13 protein-coding genes are annotated in these 18,176 nt (G+C 69.6%); 6 read left to right on the forward strand and 7 right to left on the reverse strand.

Annotation, left to right across the window (positions count from 1 at the left end):
• Positions 1-34: 34 nt before the first annotated feature.
• On the reverse strand, positions 35-1,537 hold the full coding sequence (locus tag PMI01_RS13170; protein ID WP_007669265.1) for a TonB-dependent receptor plug domain-containing protein: 1,503 nt from the start codon (positions 1,535-1,537) through the stop codon (positions 35-37).
• Between the two features lie 505 nt (positions 1,538-2,042).
• On the opposite strand from PMI01_RS13170, the gene PMI01_RS13175 reads away from it, so the two are divergent.
• The 4 genes from PMI01_RS13175 to hisG all read left to right on the forward strand — a co-directional run bounded on the left by PMI01_RS13175 (position 2,043) and on the right by hisG (position 7,674).
• A complete protein-coding gene (locus PMI01_RS13175; RefSeq protein ID WP_007669268.1) occupies positions 2,043-3,794 on the forward strand; it encodes a hypothetical protein in 1,752 nt (583 codons plus the stop codon).
• 304 nt (positions 3,795-4,098) lie between these two features.
• Entirely contained in the window at positions 4,099-5,580 is a 1,482-nt protein-coding gene (gene hisS / locus PMI01_RS13180; protein ID WP_007669271.1) for a histidine--tRNA ligase, read from the forward strand.
• A 4-nt stretch (positions 5,581-5,584) separates the two neighbouring features.
• Positions 5,585-6,721, forward strand: a complete 1,137-nt coding sequence (locus PMI01_RS13185) for an ATP phosphoribosyltransferase regulatory subunit (RefSeq protein WP_007669274.1) — start codon at positions 5,585-5,587, stop codon at positions 6,719-6,721.
• Complete coding sequence (hisG, locus tag PMI01_RS13190; RefSeq protein ID WP_007669277.1) at positions 6,718-7,674, forward strand: ATP phosphoribosyltransferase; 957 nt, start codon at positions 6,718-6,720, stop codon at positions 7,672-7,674. The genes PMI01_RS13185 and hisG overlap by 4 nt, the downstream gene beginning before the upstream one ends.
• A gap of 692 nt (positions 7,675-8,366) precedes the next feature.
• Here hisG and PMI01_RS13195 read toward each other — a convergent pair.
• The 6 genes from PMI01_RS13195 to ybaL form a co-directional block, all read right to left on the reverse strand.
• On the reverse strand, positions 8,367-10,496 hold the full coding sequence (locus tag PMI01_RS13195; RefSeq protein WP_007669282.1) for a M13 family metallopeptidase: 2,130 nt from the start codon (positions 10,494-10,496) through the stop codon (positions 8,367-8,369).
• Positions 10,497-10,574: 78 nt separating this feature from the next.
• Positions 10,575-11,060 carry a copper chaperone PCu(A)C gene (locus tag PMI01_RS13200; protein WP_007669284.1) on the reverse strand — a complete coding sequence of 162 codons (486 nt, stop codon included), beginning with the start codon at positions 11,058-11,060 and terminating at the stop codon, positions 10,575-10,577.
• A 14-nt stretch (positions 11,061-11,074) separates the two neighbouring features.
• Complete coding sequence (locus tag PMI01_RS13205) at positions 11,075-11,596, reverse strand: YcnI family protein (protein ID WP_007669285.1); 522 nt, start codon at positions 11,594-11,596, stop codon at positions 11,075-11,077.
• 11 nt (positions 11,597-11,607) lie between these two features.
• On the reverse strand, positions 11,608-13,710 hold the full coding sequence (locus PMI01_RS13210) for a TonB-dependent receptor family protein (protein WP_035036112.1): 2,103 nt from the start codon (positions 13,708-13,710) through the stop codon (positions 11,608-11,610).
• 69 nt (positions 13,711-13,779) lie between these two features.
• Positions 13,780-14,175, reverse strand: coding sequence for a DUF2946 family protein (locus PMI01_RS13215; RefSeq protein ID WP_007669289.1), 396 nt, complete (start codon positions 14,173-14,175; stop codon positions 13,780-13,782).
• Between the two features lie 195 nt (positions 14,176-14,370).
• Positions 14,371-16,023: a YbaL family putative K(+) efflux transporter gene (gene ybaL, locus PMI01_RS13220; protein WP_007669292.1), complete on the reverse strand. Its 1,653-nt coding sequence runs from the start codon at positions 16,021-16,023 to the stop codon at positions 14,371-14,373.
• A gap of 71 nt (positions 16,024-16,094) precedes the next feature.
• Here ybaL and PMI01_RS13225 point away from each other — a divergent pair, with 71 nt between their 5' ends.
• Positions 16,095-16,343 carry a helix-turn-helix transcriptional regulator gene (locus PMI01_RS13225; protein ID WP_007669294.1) on the forward strand — a complete coding sequence of 83 codons (249 nt, stop codon included), beginning with the start codon at positions 16,095-16,097 and terminating at the stop codon, positions 16,341-16,343.
• 38 nt (positions 16,344-16,381) lie between these two features.
• Positions 16,382-18,157 carry a cation:proton antiporter domain-containing protein gene (locus PMI01_RS13230; RefSeq protein ID WP_007669298.1) on the forward strand — a complete coding sequence of 592 codons (1,776 nt, stop codon included), beginning with the start codon at positions 16,382-16,384 and terminating at the stop codon, positions 18,155-18,157.
• The last annotated feature ends 19 nt before the right edge of the window (positions 18,158-18,176 follow it).

Raw genomic sequence — 18,176 nt, forward strand, 5'->3', positions numbered from 1 at the left:
GGCGGTCGATGCCGTCGATGATCTCGTCGTGGCGTTAGCCGATGGTGACGATGCCCTCGCCCCAGAAGCGGCGCTCATAGGTCAGTTCCGAGATCCAGCGCTGTTCCGGCACGAGATCGACATTGCCGCCGTAGACGGCGCCGTCGTCGAACGCGGCCGAGGCGGCGAAATCGCGGAAGTCGAGCTGGCCCAGCTCGCGCTCGAAGCGGAACCGCAGCTGGTTGTTGGCCTTCGGCGTCCAGGTCGCCTGGAAGCGCGGCTTGGCGAAGAAGAAGCTCTTCTCGAGCGCGGCGTCGCCCGACTGCTTGATCGTCGAGGTCTCCAGCCGCAGGCCGCCCTCCAGGGTCAGCTTGGGGTTCACCCGCCACGTCCCCTTGGCGAAGGTCTCGCCGCGCAGTTCCTCGACCTTGACCGAGGCCGAGGGCAGGAAGACCGGCGCGCCGCCCTCCGTGAACGCCTGATGGGTGTCGAGCATGTTGTAGGCGACCTCGCCGCCGGCCTCGAGGGTCAGGGCGGCCGAGCGCTCGTGACGGACCAGGGCGCGCAGGATCGATTCCGACGAGTCGCCCTTGGCCGTGAAGCGCTGCTCGGGGCTGGCGACGCCGCCCACGGTGTCGCCGCCGGTCGAGACCTCGTCGAAGTGCTCGAACTGGTGGATGGCCCGGGTTTCCAGCGTCCAGCGCGGCTTCAACGGCCGGATCCAGGTCAGGCCCAGTTCGCCCGACCGCGTGTCTTCGGCGTAGTCGCTACGGCGCAGGGCGGCCTGGGACTCGGTCCGCTGCCACTCCTCCCAGTCGTGGATCCCGTACTGGGCCGTGGCCTCCAGCTTGCCGCCGCCGACCGGTCCCGAATAGTTCAGGCGGGCCGAGTCGCCGCCGCCCCAGCCGTCGTTGGCGTAGGCCTCGTCGCGGAGCAGGACGCCGGCCCCGTCGCGGCGGACGCTGCGGCCCACGCCGTTGGAGTCGCTGGTGCTGGTCCCGTCGCTCAGCAGCACGCCCCAGGTGCGGTCGCCGTTGGTGGCGGTGAACTGGTAGTTACCGCCATAGACGTCGTGGTTGCCGTCGAACAGGGTCGCGTTCCAGGTCGCGACCTGCTGGCGGCTGGCGCCCTTCTTCAGGATCACGTTCACGACCACCGAATAGCCCTGCATGTCGATGCCGGGCGCGCCGCCGCGGATCAGCTCGATGCGGTCGACCCGGTTGGCCGGGGTCCGCGACAGGACGTCGGTGCCGGCGTCGTTCTTCGAGGCCGGGCGGTTGTTGTTGATCAGGATGTTGCCGACCGCGCCCTCGAAGCCGCGCGCGCCCGAGCCGTCGTCGGTGGTGAAGCCCGGCACGCGGTCGACCATGTCGAGGGCGGTGTTGGGGCGCTGGGCGGCGAAGAAGTCGGGGGTGAAGACCAGGACGCCGCGCTGGCTGGCGTCGTCCAGGGGGGCGGGAGCGGATGGCGCGGTCGAGCCGGTCGGCGCCTGGGCCGCGAAAGTCGCGCTGCCGGCCAACAGGGTCGCGGCGGTCGCCAGCAGGAAGATCTTGGTCATCGGTATTTCCCCTCAGTCGAGGGAAGACCTGCCGGTCCGGCGCCTTCATCTCAAGTTACAAGCCGGAAAGGTAGATTACATCGACGACAACATTACCGGCCGTTCATGGTTATGAGGCGGCGATGCCTGTGGATAAACCTCATAACGAGGCATGAAATCTTGATTGGACTGGGCAGCGGCGGTTGTTCACCGCGCCGGCGAGCAACCCACGGCGTCCTCTGAAGGCGGCCACGGGAGGTTAGGGATCGCCCGGGACCGCTTCCCCGGGGAGGCCGGAAATATCGACTCGACGCGATGAATTCTATAAATTGCAACATTGAAAATATCTACTCGAAGGCGAATGAGGGCGGCGCCTCACGCTTTCTCGCCGCCCTTTACGGTTGCTTCGCGTCGAAACTCCATGGGGAAAGAAGGCATGCCGAAGGCCATAAAGTTAGCGATCCTTCGCGCGCGCTACGCGCCCGGGGGCAATCGGCCAAGCGACCAGAGTTGCAGGGATGTCTTGATGACGTCGAACAATCGGCGTGGCCTGCTGGACTACTGGACACACAATACGAATGGCTACCTTGACCTAGTGGGAAGCGAGATGTTCCCCGTGGTCAACATCACGCTCGGCGCGGCGGATCGAGATCGCGATTCTCACGGCGCTTTCGTGAACCGTATCGGTCGGCTGGCTCTCGCGCACAAGGCGATCGACGCGACAAAGGCGTTCGCGGGCCGCGACCTGGCCGAGTTCGGCGGCTTCTACATTCATGTCTTCCCGGGAACGCCCCTCGTCTTGCCGGATCCCTCGTCGCCCTCGGGTCAACTCAGCATCGCGCTCGACCTCGGTTCGGGCATGATCGACGGGCGGCGGTTCTGCGCCATTCCAGACCAGATGACCGGCCATCTGCTGATGGCGCACGAATTGGGTCACGTCGTGGGCTTCCCGGACAGCTTCGGGATCCTGAGCAGCGGCATCGACTGGAATAACACCGGCGCGACGTCGCATCTCTACGGAGACCCCTACGACATCATGTCGGCAAGCACGTTCGCAACGCTGAACAACCCGGCGGGCGGCGTCTTCTACGCTGGCGACCCAACATTCAGCGGGCCGGTTCCCGCCGACTGGCGCCCCGGCGGGACCAGCGCCATGGGGCCCGCGCTGACACAGGCGAGCCTGCACAAGATCTATCCAAACGCCATCCCGCCAGGGGTCATCCGCTACGTCTCCCTTCCGCTCGCCGGGCCCGTGACGGCGCGCCTCTACGCCTCCCAGTCCCGTGGTGGCGCCAAGCGGTTGATCATCGTCCGCCCACAGAACGAGGACGTCTCCGGCCGAGGCCGCTGCTACATCGAATTTCGCGATTCGATCGCGTGGGACCAGGGGCTCAAGACGAGCGGCGGCAACCTGTCGCGCCGCGGGGTGACCGCCCATGTCCTGGCCGACGAACCGGGCGTCGGCGTGCGGGCCTTCTATCGCGGCCGCGTGCTGGTTCCCGTCGAAACCGACAGCGATCTTCGCGTCGCGTTCACAACCCTCACCGTGCGCGTGCTGAGGACGGACCTGCATCTCGGCTATGTCGATATCGAGCTGTCGCAGTCGGCGAACCGCGGCGTTTCCATCGAGGCGGCGTCCCGCGTCGAGCGGGTCGCTCCAATCGGACCCCAGATCGAGAGATTCACGCCCTGCGGAGACACCATCCACTATGGCGCCTGGCGAACGCGCACGATCACCAGCTACGAGGGGCTCGCCTTTGGATTTGGCGGAACAGGCGGCCCGCTCGATCCGCCGGTGACATTCCATTGGACGGTCGGCGGCCAACCACTGGACCCGGCCAAGACCCGTGTCGATATCGCCGTGGGCGGAAGCGTGCACAAGGTTTCCTATGCGCTGACGCCTAGCGCCAACCGCCTGTTGCTGACCAGCGCGCCGGGCGACCACGTCGAGGCCCCGGTGCGGCTGACGGTCACCGACCAGAGCGACAGCGCCACCGCGGAAGCGTCGTTCACCGCCCAAGGCGTCGCTTCCGGCTACTCCCCTCACGACATCGGCGTGCTGGGGGCCTGTGAGGCGAAACTGAGGCTGCGGCTTCGATGGAATCTCGGCGACTTCACGATCCCGGGGAACGGCGACCTCTTCCCTGAACCTCCGCCTGAGTTCGCCGACCGCTCCGTCCTGGAGACGGAGATCGCGGCCGCGGTGACGGCAGGGAGCGATCTGGCCGACCACCTTCGTTCGCTGCTCCACCTGCGCTTTGACACGGCGCACGGCTAGACGCCGGGCGCGGTCGAAGGGGCCGCGACGAGACCGCCTCGGCGAGGCGTTCCACGCCTGGCGGTTGTGGGCCGACAGTTCCCTGTGGCTGAGCCCTTTCCCCCCGCCGCTCGCTGCGCTATAGCCCCCGCCGATGACCCGCCAGCCGCACCATCACGCGCACCACCATCATCCGACCTCGCCTCGCGGGATCGGCCGGGTTCGCACGCACTAAGCGGCCCCTGCCCGAGCCCCGCCCAAGGCGGATGGGGCTTGCGACAAGCGCCATCCGTCGAGACCGTTTCCAGGACCCGACGTAGCGCCCATGACCGACCAAAACACCTCTGCGGCCACCTTCCGCCCCGAAGCCCGCAACCCCCGCGGCTTCGCCGACAAGCGGGCCCGCGACCTGCGCGCCGAACGCGCCATCCTGGAAGCGGTGTCGGCCGTCTACGAGCGCTACGGCTTCGAGGCGCTGGACACCGGGGCCTTCGAATATGCCGACGCCCTGGGCAAGTTCCTGCCCGACAGCGACCGTCCCAACGAAGGCGTCTTCGCCCTGCAGGACGACGACGACCAGTGGATGGCGCTGCGCTACGACCTGACCGCGCCCCTGGCCCGCTTCGCCGCCCAGAACTGGGAGACCCTGGCCAAGCCGTTCCGCCGCTACGCCTACGGCCCCGTCTGGCGCAACGAGAAGCCGGGTCCGGGCCGGTACCGCGAATTCATCCAGTGCGACGCCGACACCGTCGGCTCGGCCCGTCCGGAAGCCGACGCCGAGATCATCGCCATGGCCGTCGAGGGCCTGCAGGCCGCCGGCCTGCCGCGCGGTGCGGCGGTGCTGAAGATCAACAACCGCAAGCTGCTCAACGGCCTGCTGACCGCCGCCGGCGTCGAGACGAACGGCCAGAAGCTGGGCGTGCTGCGGGCCGTCGACAAGCTGGACCGCCTGGGCGTCGAGGGCGTGCGCCTGCTGCTGGGCGAGGGCCGACTGGACGAGAGCGGTGCCTTCACCAAGGGCGCGGGCCTGGCCGGCAAGTCGATCGACGCGGTGCTGGACTTCGTCCAGGCGGGTTCGGGCGGTCGCAGCGAAACCCTGGCCAGGATCGCCAACGTCATCGGCGGTTCGGCCGAGGGCGACGAGGGGCTGGAGGAACTGGCCAAGATCGACGCGGCGCTGAACAGCCTGGGCGTCGCCGACGACCAGGCGCTGTTTGAGCCGTCGATCGTCCGTGGACTGGAATACTATACCGGCGCGGTGTTCGAGGCCGAGCTGCTGCTGTCGACCACGGACGACAAGGGCGCCAGCGTGTCGTTCGGCTCGATCGGCGGCGGCGGGCGCTATGACGACCTGGTGGCGCGGTTCACCGGCCAGCAGACCCCTGCCACCGGCTTCTCGTTCGGCGTCTCGCGCCTGGCGGCGGCGCTGCGGGCGGCGGGACGCGAGCCGGGCGGCGAGGCGCGCGGGCCGGTGGTGATCATCGCCTTCGACCAGGCCCACATGGGCGAATATTTCGCCGTCGCCACCGAACTGCGCAACGCCGGCGTCCCGGCCGAGGTCTATCTGGGGTCGTCGGGCATGCGGCCGCAGATGAAATACGCCGACCGCCGCATGGCCCCGGCCGCCATCATGCTGGGCGGCGACGAGATCGCGGCCGGCACGGTGACGATCAAGGACCTGGACCTGGGCCGCGAGCTGGCCTCGGGCGTCGCCGACAACGCCGCCTGGAAGGCCGAGCGGCCCGGGCAGCAGACCATCCCGCGCGGCGAACTGGTCGCCGCCGTCCGCAAGATCATCGGGGGCTGATCCTTTGAGACTCGAGCGTTCCATCCCGGCGGAGGCGCTCGACGCCATCCGCGCGCCGCTGACGGCCTACAGCCCCACGCCGATCGACGTGCCGGTGCTGCAGCCGCTGGGCCTGATCCTCGACTTCGCCGGCGAGGCCATGCGCTCGCGGCTGTTCGCCGTGTCGGCCGGCGACGGCGGCGAGGAGACCTGCCTGCGCCCCGACTTCACCGTGGCGGTCGCCCGCCAGCACCTGGGGTCGGGCGCCCAGGCCGGCCGCTACTATTATGACGGCAAGGCCTTCCGCGTCGCGCCGCGTGGCAGCGACCGGGCCGAGGAGTTCCTGCAGATCGGCATCGAGGCCTTCGAGGGCTCCGACCCGATCGTGGCCGACGCCGAGATCACCGCCATGACCTGGCGCAGCGCCTCGGCGGGCGGGCGCGACGACCTGTCGATCGTCATCGGCGACATCTCGCTGTTCTCGGCGTTCGTCGACAGCCTGGCCCTGCCCAACATGCTGGCGGCGCGGCTCAAGCGCGCCTTCGCCCATCCGCGGCTGATGAAGCGCGAACTGGACGGCGAGGACACCGAACTACCGCTGGCCGAGCCGAGCCGCCTGGCGTTCATGCTGACGCAGATGCCCGAGAACGAGGCCGTCGAGGTGCTGCAGGAGCTGTGGGCCCTGGCCGGCATCGAACCGGTCGGCGGCCGCCGACCGGCCGAGATCGCCCTGCGCCTGGTCGAGCGCTCGCAACGGGCGATGGCCGGTCGCCTGAGCCCCGAACAGGCCGACCGCGTGCGGGCCTATCTGGCGGTCAGCGGCCATCCGTTCCAGGTCCTCGAGGAAATCCGCGCCCTGGCCGGCCGCAGTCCACGTCCCCTGGAGAGGGCCACCGCCGCCTGGAACGCCCGGCTGGACCGGATGCGCGATCTGGACGTGCCGCTGGACCGCATGACGCTGAGCGCCGCCTTCGGACGGTCGTTCGGCTATTACGACGGCTTCCTGTTCGAGGTGCGCAGCGCCGCCCTCGGCGACGAACGCCCGGTCGCCGCCGGCGGCCGCTATGACGGCCTGCTCGCGCGGCTGGGGGCCGAAACCAGGACCGGAGCGGTGGGCTGCATGGTGCGCCCGGCCCGGGCCTATGCGGGAGACGGCGAATGACCGACACGCCGATGATCTTCGCCATCCCCTCGAAGGGGCGGCTCAAGGAACAGGTCGAGGCCTGGCTGGCCGAATGCGGCTTCAAGCTGGAGATGTCGGGCGGCGCGCGCGGCTACTCGGCCGGGCTGTCGGGCCTGCCGGGCGTCTCGGTGCGGCTGCTGTCGGCCGGCGACATCGCCGCCGGGCTGGACAACGGCGAACTGCACCTGGGCGTCACCGGCGAGGACCTGCTGCGCGAGCGCGGCGAGGACATGGACGGCCGGGTGATGCTGCTGCGGGCCCTGGGCTTCGGCCGGGCCGACCTGGTGGTCACCGCCCCCAAGAGCTGGCTGGACGTCGACACCATGGCCGACATCGACGATGTCGGGCACGCTCATCTGGCCAGGACCGGCCGCCGCCTGCGGGTGGCGACCAAATATGTCACCCAGACCCGGGCCTTCTTCGCCCGCCACGGCGTCGCCGACTACCGCATCGTCGAGAGCAGCGGCGCCACCGAGGGCGCCCCGGCGGCGGGCGTGGCCGAACTGGTGGTCGACATCACCACCACCGGCGCGACCCTGGCGGCCAACGGCCTGAAGATCCTGACCGACGGGGTGATCCTCAAGAGCCAGGCCCAGCTGACCGCCTCGCTGATCGCGCCGTGGACCGACGACCAGGTCGACAGCCTGCGTCGCCTGCTGTCGGTGGTCGAGGCCAAGGGCCGGGCCCGCACCCTGGCGACCCTGGTCTGGCCGGCCGAGCAGGACGCCGCCGGCCAGGCGGCGGTGGCGCCGTTCGTCGGCCAGGGCGCGCGCCGGGCCAACGGCGCGCTGCTGGCGACGGCCGACCTGTTCGAGGCCGCCGCGGCGCTGGGGGCGGCGGGGGTGGAGCCGGTCACGGTGTCGCGTCCGGACTATGTGTTCGAGTCGCGCTCGGCGGTGCTGGACGCGTTGCGGGAACGACTCGGAAAGTAAGATTTGACTGAGTTGTCAAAAATATCCTGAGAGATCGGCGATAAGTTTGACCCCACGGTCCATTCTAAGCCGTATTCGTCAAAAATATTCGCGAGGCCTTGTAGATTCCCGATTGGCGGCGTTGACAGCGTCACGAATTTGACGTTTCTAACGCTTGCAAGGAAGAACCGAGCCCAAAGAGAGCTCCCTTCCTTCGGCGTTTCGGGGAGGAAACGCCCACCTAGATCGAATGATCGAGAAATAGCCGGACCCGTCGCGATTATCCCCCGCGACGGGTTTGGTGTATCTGGGGCCCGGCTCCAGTTTTTGACAGACTCGATAAAAATGGCGGTTTCCGTGAGGGAGCCGCCTTTTTTCGTTTTGGGCTCCCGCAGTGAGACCCTCTCCCATGGGGAGAGGGAGGGGCCCAAGCAAAGCTTGGGAGGGTGAGGGGGTGGTGAGTCCGACGGCGTGCCGGCAGGGCGTTCGAGGAAGCCGATCCTGATCCTAAAGCCGTCATCCCCCGCTTTATGCGGGGGACCCAAGCTGATCTTCAGAACGAGACTTGGCCAGCGCCGCTTGGGTCCTCCGAACAAGTCGGGGGAAGACGGCGTTTTGGGGCGCTTGAGAGAAAACGGTGAGGGCGTCACCCCTCACCCTCCCACGCCTACGGCGCGGGCCCCTCCCTCTCCCCTCCGGGAGAGGGTTTCAAGTCACCAGATATCCACCCGGTCCGCCGGCGCGACATACAGCTTGTCGCCCGGCTGCACGTCGTAGGCCTTGTACCAGCCGGCCTGGTTCCGGATCGTGCCATTGACGCGGTAATAGGCCGGCGAGTGCGGGTCGCTGACCACCTGCTGGCGCAGGGAGTCGTCGCGTTGCTTGGCGCGCCACACCTGGGCCCAGCCCAGATAGACGCGCTGGTCGCCGGTGAAGCCGTCGATCACCGGGGCCGGCTTGCCGCCCAGCGAGGCGTGGTAGGCCTCGAGCGCGAAGGCCAGGCCGCCCATGTCGCCGATGTTCTCGCCCATGGTCAGCTGGCCGTTGACCTTGGCTCCCGGCAGCGGCTCGAAGGCCGAATACTGAGCGCCCAGCTTGTCGGCCTGGACCTTGAACTTGGCGGCGTCCTCGGCCGTCCACCAGTCGCGCAGCACGCCTTCGCCGTCGGACTTGCGGCCCTGGTCGTCGAAGCCGTGGCTGATCTCGTGGCCGATCACCCCGCCGATGCCGCCGTAGTTGACGGCCGGGTCGGCGTCCGGGTCGAAGAACGGGGCCTGCAGGATGGCGGCCGGGAAGACGATCTCGTTGTTGGCCGAGTTGTAGTAGGCGTTCACCGTCTGCGGGGTCATGCCCCATTCCTTCTTGTCGACCGGCCCGTTCAGCCGCTCGACGTCGTGGCGCCAGTCGAAGGCCGCCGACCGAAGGGCGTTGCCATAGGCGTCGTCGGCCTTGATCGTCAGCTTGGAATAGTCGCGCCAGGTGTCGGGATAGCCGATCTTGACCGTGAACTTGGCCAGCTTGTCCTGGGCCTGGGCCTTGGTCTCGGGCGACATCCAGCTCAGATTGTCCAGCCGCACCTTCAGGGCGGCGCGGACATTGCCGACCAGGTCGACCATCTTGGCCTTGGATTCCGGCGGGAAATAGCGGGCCACATAGACGCGGCCGACCGCCTCGCCCAGCTGGTCGTTGACGGTGGCGACGCCGCGCTTCCAGCGGGGCTTCTGCTCCGGCTGGCCCGACAGGGTCTTGTTGCGGAACTCGAAGCTGGCGTCGACGAAGCGCTTGGACAGCATCGGCGCCGCGCCGTCGGCGACCTTGAACGCCTGCCAGGCCTTCAGGGTGTCGAGCGGGGTGTCGGCATAGATCTTGGCCACCTTGGGGAAGGCGGTGTTGGTGGTGACGATCACCCGGTCGATCTGGGGCAGTTCGCTCGAGGCCAGGTAGCGTTTCCAGTCATAGCCCGGCGTCAGGGCCTGCAGCTGCGCCAGGGTCATCGGGTTGTAGGTCTTGTCGCGGTCGCGGCGCTCGGCCCGCGTCCAGGAGGCCTCGGCCAGTTGGGTCTCGAAGGCGACGATGGCCTTGGCGTTGTCGGCCGGCTTGTCCCAGCCGACCAGGGTCAGCAACTGGGCGACATAGGCCTCGTAGGCGGTCTTCTTGGCCGCGAAATCGGGCTTCAGATAGTAGTCGCGGTCCGGCAGGCCCAGGCCGCCGTTGTTGGCGTAGACGGCGTAGCGCGTCGGCGCCTTCAGGTCGGCCTGGATGTAGACGCCCATCACCGAGGCGTAGCCGGTGGTCGGGCTCTTGCCCATCAGGGCGGTGAAGTCGTCCTTGGTCTTGACCTTGCGAACGCCGTCCAGCTCGGCGGCGATCGGCTTGGCGTCCAGCTTCTCGGCCAGGGCCTCGTCCATGAAGGCGTGGTAGGCGGCGCCGATCTTGACCGTATCGGGGTCGGTCGACCGGCTGTCGGCCGCTTCGGTGATGATCGCCTTGGTGCGGGCTTCCGACAGCACGGCCAGCTTGTCGAAGTTGCCGAAGCGGACGCGGTCCGACGGGATGGTGGCGTTGGCGTCCCAGGTTCCGCTGGCGAACTTGTAGAAGTCGTCGCCCGGCTTGACCGAGCGATCCATGCCCGCAACGTCGAAACCCCAGGTTCCGTAGTGCGGCGACTCCAGCGACGCCGGCTCGCCGCCACCGGCGGCCGGCGCGTCGATCATGTCGAACAGCGCCTGCGTCGTGCAGGCCGCGTCGAGGCAGGCATGGTCATGATCCTCGCGCGCCTGAGCGCCGAAGGCCGACAGCGACAGCGCGGCCATGGCGGCGGCGGCGAACCAGACTTGTTTCATGAAGGACGATCCGTTGGATGAAGTTGGCCGTAACTTGCTCATCCCAAGGAAAATCCGTCCCTTACTTTTTTGTCATGTTCAGTGGTGGTCGTGCATCCCCGCCATCGGGTCGGCTCCGGCCTTGGGCGGACCGGCCTCGACCGACAGGTCGATCTTCATCCGGCGGCCATCGGCGAACACCAGGGTCAGGGGGGTCTTGCCGCCCAGGACCTGGGCGCGGGTCAGGCCCATCAGCATCAGGTGATAGCCGCCGGGCGCGAACTCGACCTTGGCGCCCGGCGCGACGGTCAGGCCGCCGGTCACCGGCCGCATCGACGAGACGCCGCCCGCCTGGCTGCTCTGGTGCAGGGTGACCGACCGGGCGGCCGGGCTCTCGACCGCGACCAGCTTGACCGGCTTGGCGCCGACATTGGCCAGGGTCAGGTAGCCGACGCCGTTCATGCCGGCGGCGGCGGGACGGGTCCAGGGACGGCGCACCTCGACCCCGCCGACGCGGTAGTCGCCGGCGACAGCGGGGGCGGAGAAGACGAGGGCGGCGAGGGAGGTCAGGGCAAGAAGGCGCATGGGAGGGTTCTCGATCAATGTTTCATGCCGGGCATGCCGGCCATGGTGTCGGCGGAAGTCGTGGCCGGGGTGAGGCGGACCACCGGGGCGGGCCGGGTCAGTTTCTCGCCGGGGCGTTGCGGGTCGCGGACCTCGGTCCACTGGCTCTCGCCGTGTTCGCAGGTCTGGATCGCCGGGAAGACCAGGTCGCCAGCCTGGGCGGGCAGCTTCATCAGCAGGGTGAAGTCGTCGAACTGGTCGTCGGTCAGGCGGCCGGTCCAGGTGACCGCCGTGGTCCGGCGCTTGGCCGGGTCGGCGTCGTCGGTCTTGTCGACGGCGACCGTCCAGCCCGGCTTGGGCTGCGGGCGGGCCGAGGCCACGGCGTCGGGGATCTCGATCCGCAGGCCGAGCGTGGCGTCGCCCGCCGCGCAGGCATGGCCCACGCGGAAGGCGATGGCCGAATAGGACCCGGCCTTGGCCTCGCCCGACGCGGCGACCACGTGAGCGGCCGCGGGGAAAGGCGCCAGCAGGGCCGCGATCAGGAGGGCTTTGCGCATGATCGTGCTCCCTAGAACTTGCCGGTCAGGCCGACGAACACCCCGCGCCCGTCGCCCGGCCAGAACGCAGCCGTGGAATTGTCCGGCGCGCCGGGCGCCGCGGTCGAGACCGTGGTGGCGGCCACCGACGGATTGACCGTCGAGACATAGCGCTCGTCGGTCAGGTTGCGCGCGTCCAGGAACACGGTGATGCGGTCGCGGGTGTAGCCGGCGCTCAGCGAGGCGATGGCGTAGTCGGGCGCGCGGACCTTGTTGCGGTAGTCGACCAGCACGCCGCGCGGCGACCATTCCACCGACGGGGCCACGAACCAGCCGGCCGGGTGCTCGTACCTCAGCTCGGCCCGGTAGAGGTGCTCGGGCACGACGGGCAGGCGGTTGTCCTTGTACTGGGCGTCGCCGTCGAACTTGAAGTCGGACCAGGCGTAGGTCTGGCGCAGCCTCAGGCGCGGGGCGATCCGCCAGTCCAGGCCCGCCTCGAGGCCCTGGTGGATCGTCTGGTCGGCGTTGAAGGCGATGGCCGGCCGGGCCGGATCGACCACATAGCTCAGCAGTTCGTGCTTCAGCTGGGCGCGATAGAGGGCCACGTCCCAGGCGAAGGCCCCTCGCCGACCCCGCGCCCCGACCTCGCCGGTCCAGGCCGTTTGCGGAACCAGGTCGGTGAAGGGGTGGGTGGCGTCCGGCGAGTAGGACCCGAAGTTGGGCGGCTCGACCGACCGCGTGAGGTTGGCGAAGACCTGCGAGTCCTGGTCGGCCTGGAACAGCACGCCCAGGCGCGGGGCGAACCAGTCGTAGTCGCGGTTTTCGGTGAGGTTGAAGCCGCCGGTGGGCAGCTTGTAGCTCTGGTAGTCGCGGCTGGCCGTCCCGTAGGTCCCGCCGGCCACCAGGGCCAGGCGCGGGGTGACGAACAGCCGGCCTTCGGCGAAGACGTCCGCGGCCTGGGCGTTCTGCCGCGAGAACGCCGTGGGCGCGCCGTGCGAGCCGCGCAGGTTGATCCAGTTGCGGGAGTCCAGGTCGCCGACCCGCCAGGAAAGCCCCGCGAACAGGTCGGCGTCCATGCCGCCCAGCTGGCCGGTCCAGTCCAGGCGTCCGAAGGCCCCGAAGTTGCGGCTCTCCTGGTCGACCACCTGGAAGATCGGATGGTCCAGGTCGCGCCAGGCGCCGTAGACCCCGCCCTGGAACACCGTGCTGTCGCTCAATCGCCAGGTGGTCTGCAGGCTGGCCCGGGCGTTGCGCATGTTGCGCCCGTAGTTGTTGGAGAGGTTGTTGACCGGCGCGTAGTTGGCGGCCTTGGTCGGGTTGTTGAGGGCGTCGTTCAGGGTCAGCGCGCCGGCGATCTGCTGGCGCAGGTCGGCGCCGCTGAGATAGAGCCGCACCTCGCGGTCCTCGCCGAAGCTGTGGCCGAGATTGACCGACAGCCGGGCGGCCGAGCTGTTGCTCTGCTGGCGCCAGCCGTCGGCGTTGAGCAGGGTCGCGCCGACGAAGACGTCGTCGTCGCCGAAGGTCCGCGCCAGTTCGCCGTGGACCCGCGCCGTGCCGAACGAGCCGCCCTCGACCCGCAGCAGGTTGTCGGCCCCCGCCGTCCGGCCGGTCGGGGTGACGAAGTTGATCGCCCCGCCCAGCAGCGCCCCGCCGAACCGCAGGGCGTTGCCGCCCTTGTAGACCTCGGTGTAGCGGGCCAGCAGCGGGTCGATCAGCTGGTAGTCGCCATAGCCGTCGGCCTCGTTCAGCGGCACGCCGTCCTGGGCCAGCATGGTGCCGCGATTGTGGCTGCTGTTGCCGATCCCCGAGCCGCGGATCGACAGGCGGGCGTCCTCGCCGAACTTCTTCTGGGCGAAGACGCCGGGCACGTCGCGCAGGGCGTCGACCAGGCCGATGGCGTAGCGGTTGGCATAGGCCTCGGACGAGATCACCGCCACCGCGCCGGGGGTTTCCGACAGGCGCTTGCGGGCCTGGGCGACGATCGGCGCGTCCTCCGGATTGGGACGGGCGGTGACCAGGACGGAGTCGAGCGCGGTGCGCGGGTCGTCGTCGACGCCGGCGAAGGCGGGCGAGAAAGCGGGCAGGACGCAGAGCGTGGCGCCGGCCGCGAGGGCCAGGCGGAAGGATTTGGACATGAAGAGACAGAGCCCCGAAGACATGACGGCGCGCGCCGGCTTTCAACCTTAGCGCGCGATGTGGAAAAGTCAGCCGTTCAGGTGGTGGGGCGGTCCTTGCCCGGGCGGACGCGGCGGGGCGCGGGCCGGGGCCATGCCGCGGCGGGCCATCGGCGGGGCGATCTCGACGCGCGCGGCGTAGAGCACTGGCAGCGAGACCAGGCTGTCGGGGGTGTCGGTGACCGCCAGGCTGGCCGCCACGCACTGGTAGCAGGGCAGGCCGGCGAAGCCCTTCCTGGGGGCCTGTTCCTGGCCGTCGACCGTGACGGTCTTGGCGCCGTCGACCGTACAGATGACGATCGCCTGGCCGGTTCCGGCCTCATGGGCCATGGCGGCGGCGGGGATCAGGCTCTGGACGAGCAGGGCCAGCATCGCCAGCAGGGCGATGGGCCAGGTCGTTCCGGACTGTCCGCGACGGGGGCTCATGACGCGGCGTGGGTAGGCGTTCGTGGCACGTTGGTCAATGCGCCGGACGGGCGAGGCGCCGAACCGGTTGTCATCCCGGACGCAGCGAAGCGAAGATCCGGGACCGACGCCTGAGCACCGCGTTTCCGGCGGTCCCGGATCTTCGCGCTGCGCGCTCGTCCGGGATGACAAGCGCATTTGAGTGAAGGCGTGGGCTCAGTGCGCCGCCGCCGCGGCCACCTTCCGCCTCGGCGCCAGGGCCAGCATCCCCCGGGCGATCTCCTGTTCGCCGATCAGGGCGTGGGTGGCGCCCATCTGGGTCAGCAGGTCGACGTCGTTGTCGGTATAGGCCCGGGCGATGATCTTGACCTGTGGGTTGGCGGCGCGGGCCTGTTCGATGATCCGGGCGGCCTCGAACGGGCTGGGCACGGCGACGAACAGGTGGGTGGCCTCGGCCAGGCCGGCCTTCATCAGCACCTCGGGCCGGACGGCGTTGCCCTGGATCATCTCGAAGCCGGCGGCGCGAACCTCGTCGGCGCGCTCGCCCTCGTCCTCGATCACCACCAGCAGCATGCGGTCCTTCAGGCCCTCCGCGACGGCCTTGCCGACCCGGCCATAGCCGACCAGCACGCCGTGCGGCTGGGCGGCGGCGACGGGCGCGGCCGGCTCGCCGGCCTGCCCGACCAGCCTGGGCAGCACCTTGTCCAGCACCGCGAACAGCAGCGGATTGACCAGGATCGACAGGATCGCCCCGGCCAGGATCAGGTCGCGGCCGTCGGGCGGCAGCAGCTTCAGCGAGACGCCCAGGCCGGCCAGGATGAACGAGAACTCGCCGATCTGGGCCAGGCTGGCCGAGATGGTCAGGGCCACGCTCGTCGGGCGCTTGAAGGCCAGGACGATGACATAGGCGGCCAGCGACTTGCCGATCACGATGATGGCCAGGGTGGCGGCCACGGCCAGGGGCTCGCGCAGCAGCACGGTCGGGTCGAACAGCATGCCGATCGACACGAAGAACAGCACCGCGAAGGCGTCGCGTAGCGGCAGGGTTTCGTTGGCGGCCTGCTGCGACAGCTCGCTCTCGGCCATGATCATGCCGGCGAAGAACGCGCCCAGGGCGAACGACACGCCGAACAGCGCCGCCGAGCCGAACGCGACTCCCAGGGCGATGGCCAGAACGCCCAGCCGAAACAGCTCGCGCGAGCCGGTATGGGCGATACGGTGCAGGATCCACGGGATCACCCGGCGGCCGACCACCAGCATGATGGCGACGAAGGCCGCGACCTTGCCGATGGTGATGGCGAAGGCCCCGGCGACGCCGCCCGGCCCGGGGGGCGGAGCCTCGCCGCCCAGCATGCCGGAAAGCGCCGGCAGCAGGACCAGGGCCAGCACCATGGCCAGGTCCTCGACGATCAGCCAGCCGACGGCGATGCGGCCGCGGTCGGTGTCGATCAGCCGCCGCTCCTCCAGGGCCCGCAGCAGCACCACGGTCGAGGCCACCGACAGGGCCAGGCCGAAGACGATCCCCGCCCCCAGGGTCCAGCCCAGCATCGAGGCCAGGCCAACGCCCATGGCGGTGGCGACGGCGATCTGCACGGCCGCGCCGGGGATGGCGATCTTGCGCACCGCCATCAGGTCCTTGACCGAGAAGTGCAGCCCCACCCCGAACATCAGCAGGATGACCCCGATCTCGGCCAGCTGCGGCGCCAGCTCCTGATCGGCCACGTAGCCCGGCGTGAACGGCCCGACGATCACCCCCGCCAACAGGTAGCCGACCAGCACGGGCAGCTTCAGGCGGTTGGCGACGGCCCCGAAGATGAAGGCGAGTCCGAGGCCGGCGACGATGGTGGCGATCAGCGAGGTGTGGTGCAAAGGCTCTCCTTGACGGTCAACATTATCGGGCGTACTCAACCAATATGGGTGACGTTGTTCGAGGACGCTAGATGCCTCACGCAAAAATTCTCCTGCCGGCCCAGTGCCGAGGGGCGCGTGGCCTGCTCAGCTGGTCGCAGGGCGACCTGGCCGACCGCGCCGGCGTCTCGCGCAGCACGGTCAAGGATTTCGAGACCGAGCGCCACGCCCTGCACCATAGCACCGAACGCCTGCTGATCGAGGCGCTGGAGGCCGGCGGCGTGTCGCTGATCGCGCCCGACGAAGCCGGCGCCGGCGTACGATTGAAACTGGCCAGCTAGGAAACAGCTCAAGGGGGCGAGACCACGTGAACCACGCGATGTCACCGGCCGACTACAAGGACCTGGTGCTGTTCCTGGCCACGGCCGGGATCGTGGCTCCGCTGTTCAAGCGCCTTCGCGTCAACCCGATCCTCGGCTTCCTGCTGGCCGGGGTGATCCTGGGGCCGTTCGGCCTGGGCGCCCTGACCCACGTCGCGCCGTGGCTGGACTACGTCACCGTCGACAACCCCGACGAAATCGCCCAGCTGGCCGAGTTCGGGGTGGTGTTCCTGCTGTTCATGATCGGGCTGGAGCTGTCGTGGGAACGGCTGCGGCTGATGCGCAAGCTGGTGTTCGGCCTGGGCGCCCTGCAGATGCTGGGCTGTTCGCTGGCCCTCGGCGCGGTGGCCTGGCTGCTGGGCCAGCCGCCGGTCGCCGCCCTGGTGATCGGCGCGGCCCTGACCCTGTCGTCCACCGCCATCGCCGTGCCGGTGCTGGTCGAGCGCAAGCGGCTGCATTCCGAGGGCGGACGGGCGACCTTCTCGGTGCTGTTGTTCCAGGACCTGGCCGTGGCCCCGATCCTGATCACCCTGGCGATCCTGGGCCGGGGCGACGGCGTCTTCCGGCTGGGCGACCTGCTGGCCCTGGGCCCCGCCGCCGTCGGCCTGGGGATCATCGTGCTGCTGGGCCGCCTGGCGCTACGGCCGATGATGCGTTCGGTGGCCAAGGCCAAGAGCGAAGAGATGTTCATGGCCGCCTGCCTGCTGGTGGTGATCGGCGCGGGCCTGGTCGCCGCCCTGTCGGGCCTGTCGATGGCGCTGGGGGCGTTCGTGGCCGGGGTGCTGCTGGCCGAGACCGAGTACCGCCACGAGGTCGAGGTCAAGATCGAGCCGTTCAAGGGCCTGCTGCTCAGCCTGTTCTTCGTGTCGCTGGGCATCCGCCTGGACCTGTCGCTGCTGGTCGCCCAGCCGGGACTGGTGCTGGGCGTCGCCGTTGGGCTGGTGACCCTCAAGGCAGCGATGGTGGCCGGGCTGGGCCGACTGTTCGGCCTCTCGACCCGGGCCTCGATCGAGACCGCCCTGACCCTGGCGGCCGGCGGCGAGTTCGCCTTCGTGATCCTCGACAACGCCACGGGCGCGGGGGTGGTCTCCACCCAGGTCGGCCAGGCGGTGCTGGTGGCCGCGACCCTGACCATGTTCCTGATCCCCGCCCTGTCGGCGATCGGCGCGCGGCTGGCCAAGGGCGCGGTGGTCGCGACCAGCGAGGCGCCGGAGGTTCCCGAGCACCAGGGCGAGGAGCTGGCGGGCCGGGTGCTGGTGGTCGGCTACGGCCGGGTCGGGCGGCTGGTCGGCGACATGCTGGACCGCCACGACCTGCCGTGGATCGCCATCGACCGCGACCCCAGCTTCGTCCAGCAGGGCCGCCGGGCCGGCCACCGGGTCTATTACGGCGACGCCTCGCGGGTGGAGCTGCTGGAACGCTGCGGCCTCGACTACGCCCGGGCCGTGGTGGTGACCATGGACTCGCCGGAAGCCGCCGAGGCGGTGGTGGCCACCGCCCGCGGCCACCGCCCCGACCTGACCATCGTCGCCCGGGCCCGCGACGCCCGCCATGCCGCCCGCCTCTACGACCTGGGCGCCACCGACGCCGTGCCCGAGACCATCGAGGCGAGCTTGCAGCTGTCGGAGGCGGTGCTGGTCGACATCGGCGTGCCGATGGGCCTGGTCATCGCCTCGATCCACGAACGCCGCGACGAGTACCGCAAGGTGCTGAACCGGCCGGATGCGCTGGGCGGCAAGCGCAAACGGCTGCGGGACGCTTCGAAGCTGACCTAGTCTTTGGAGACCCTCTCCC

The sequence above is a fragment of the Caulobacter sp. AP07 genome, assembly GCF_000281955.1.
In the GTDB taxonomy this organism is placed as follows: Bacteria; Pseudomonadota; Alphaproteobacteria; order Caulobacterales; family Caulobacteraceae; genus Caulobacter.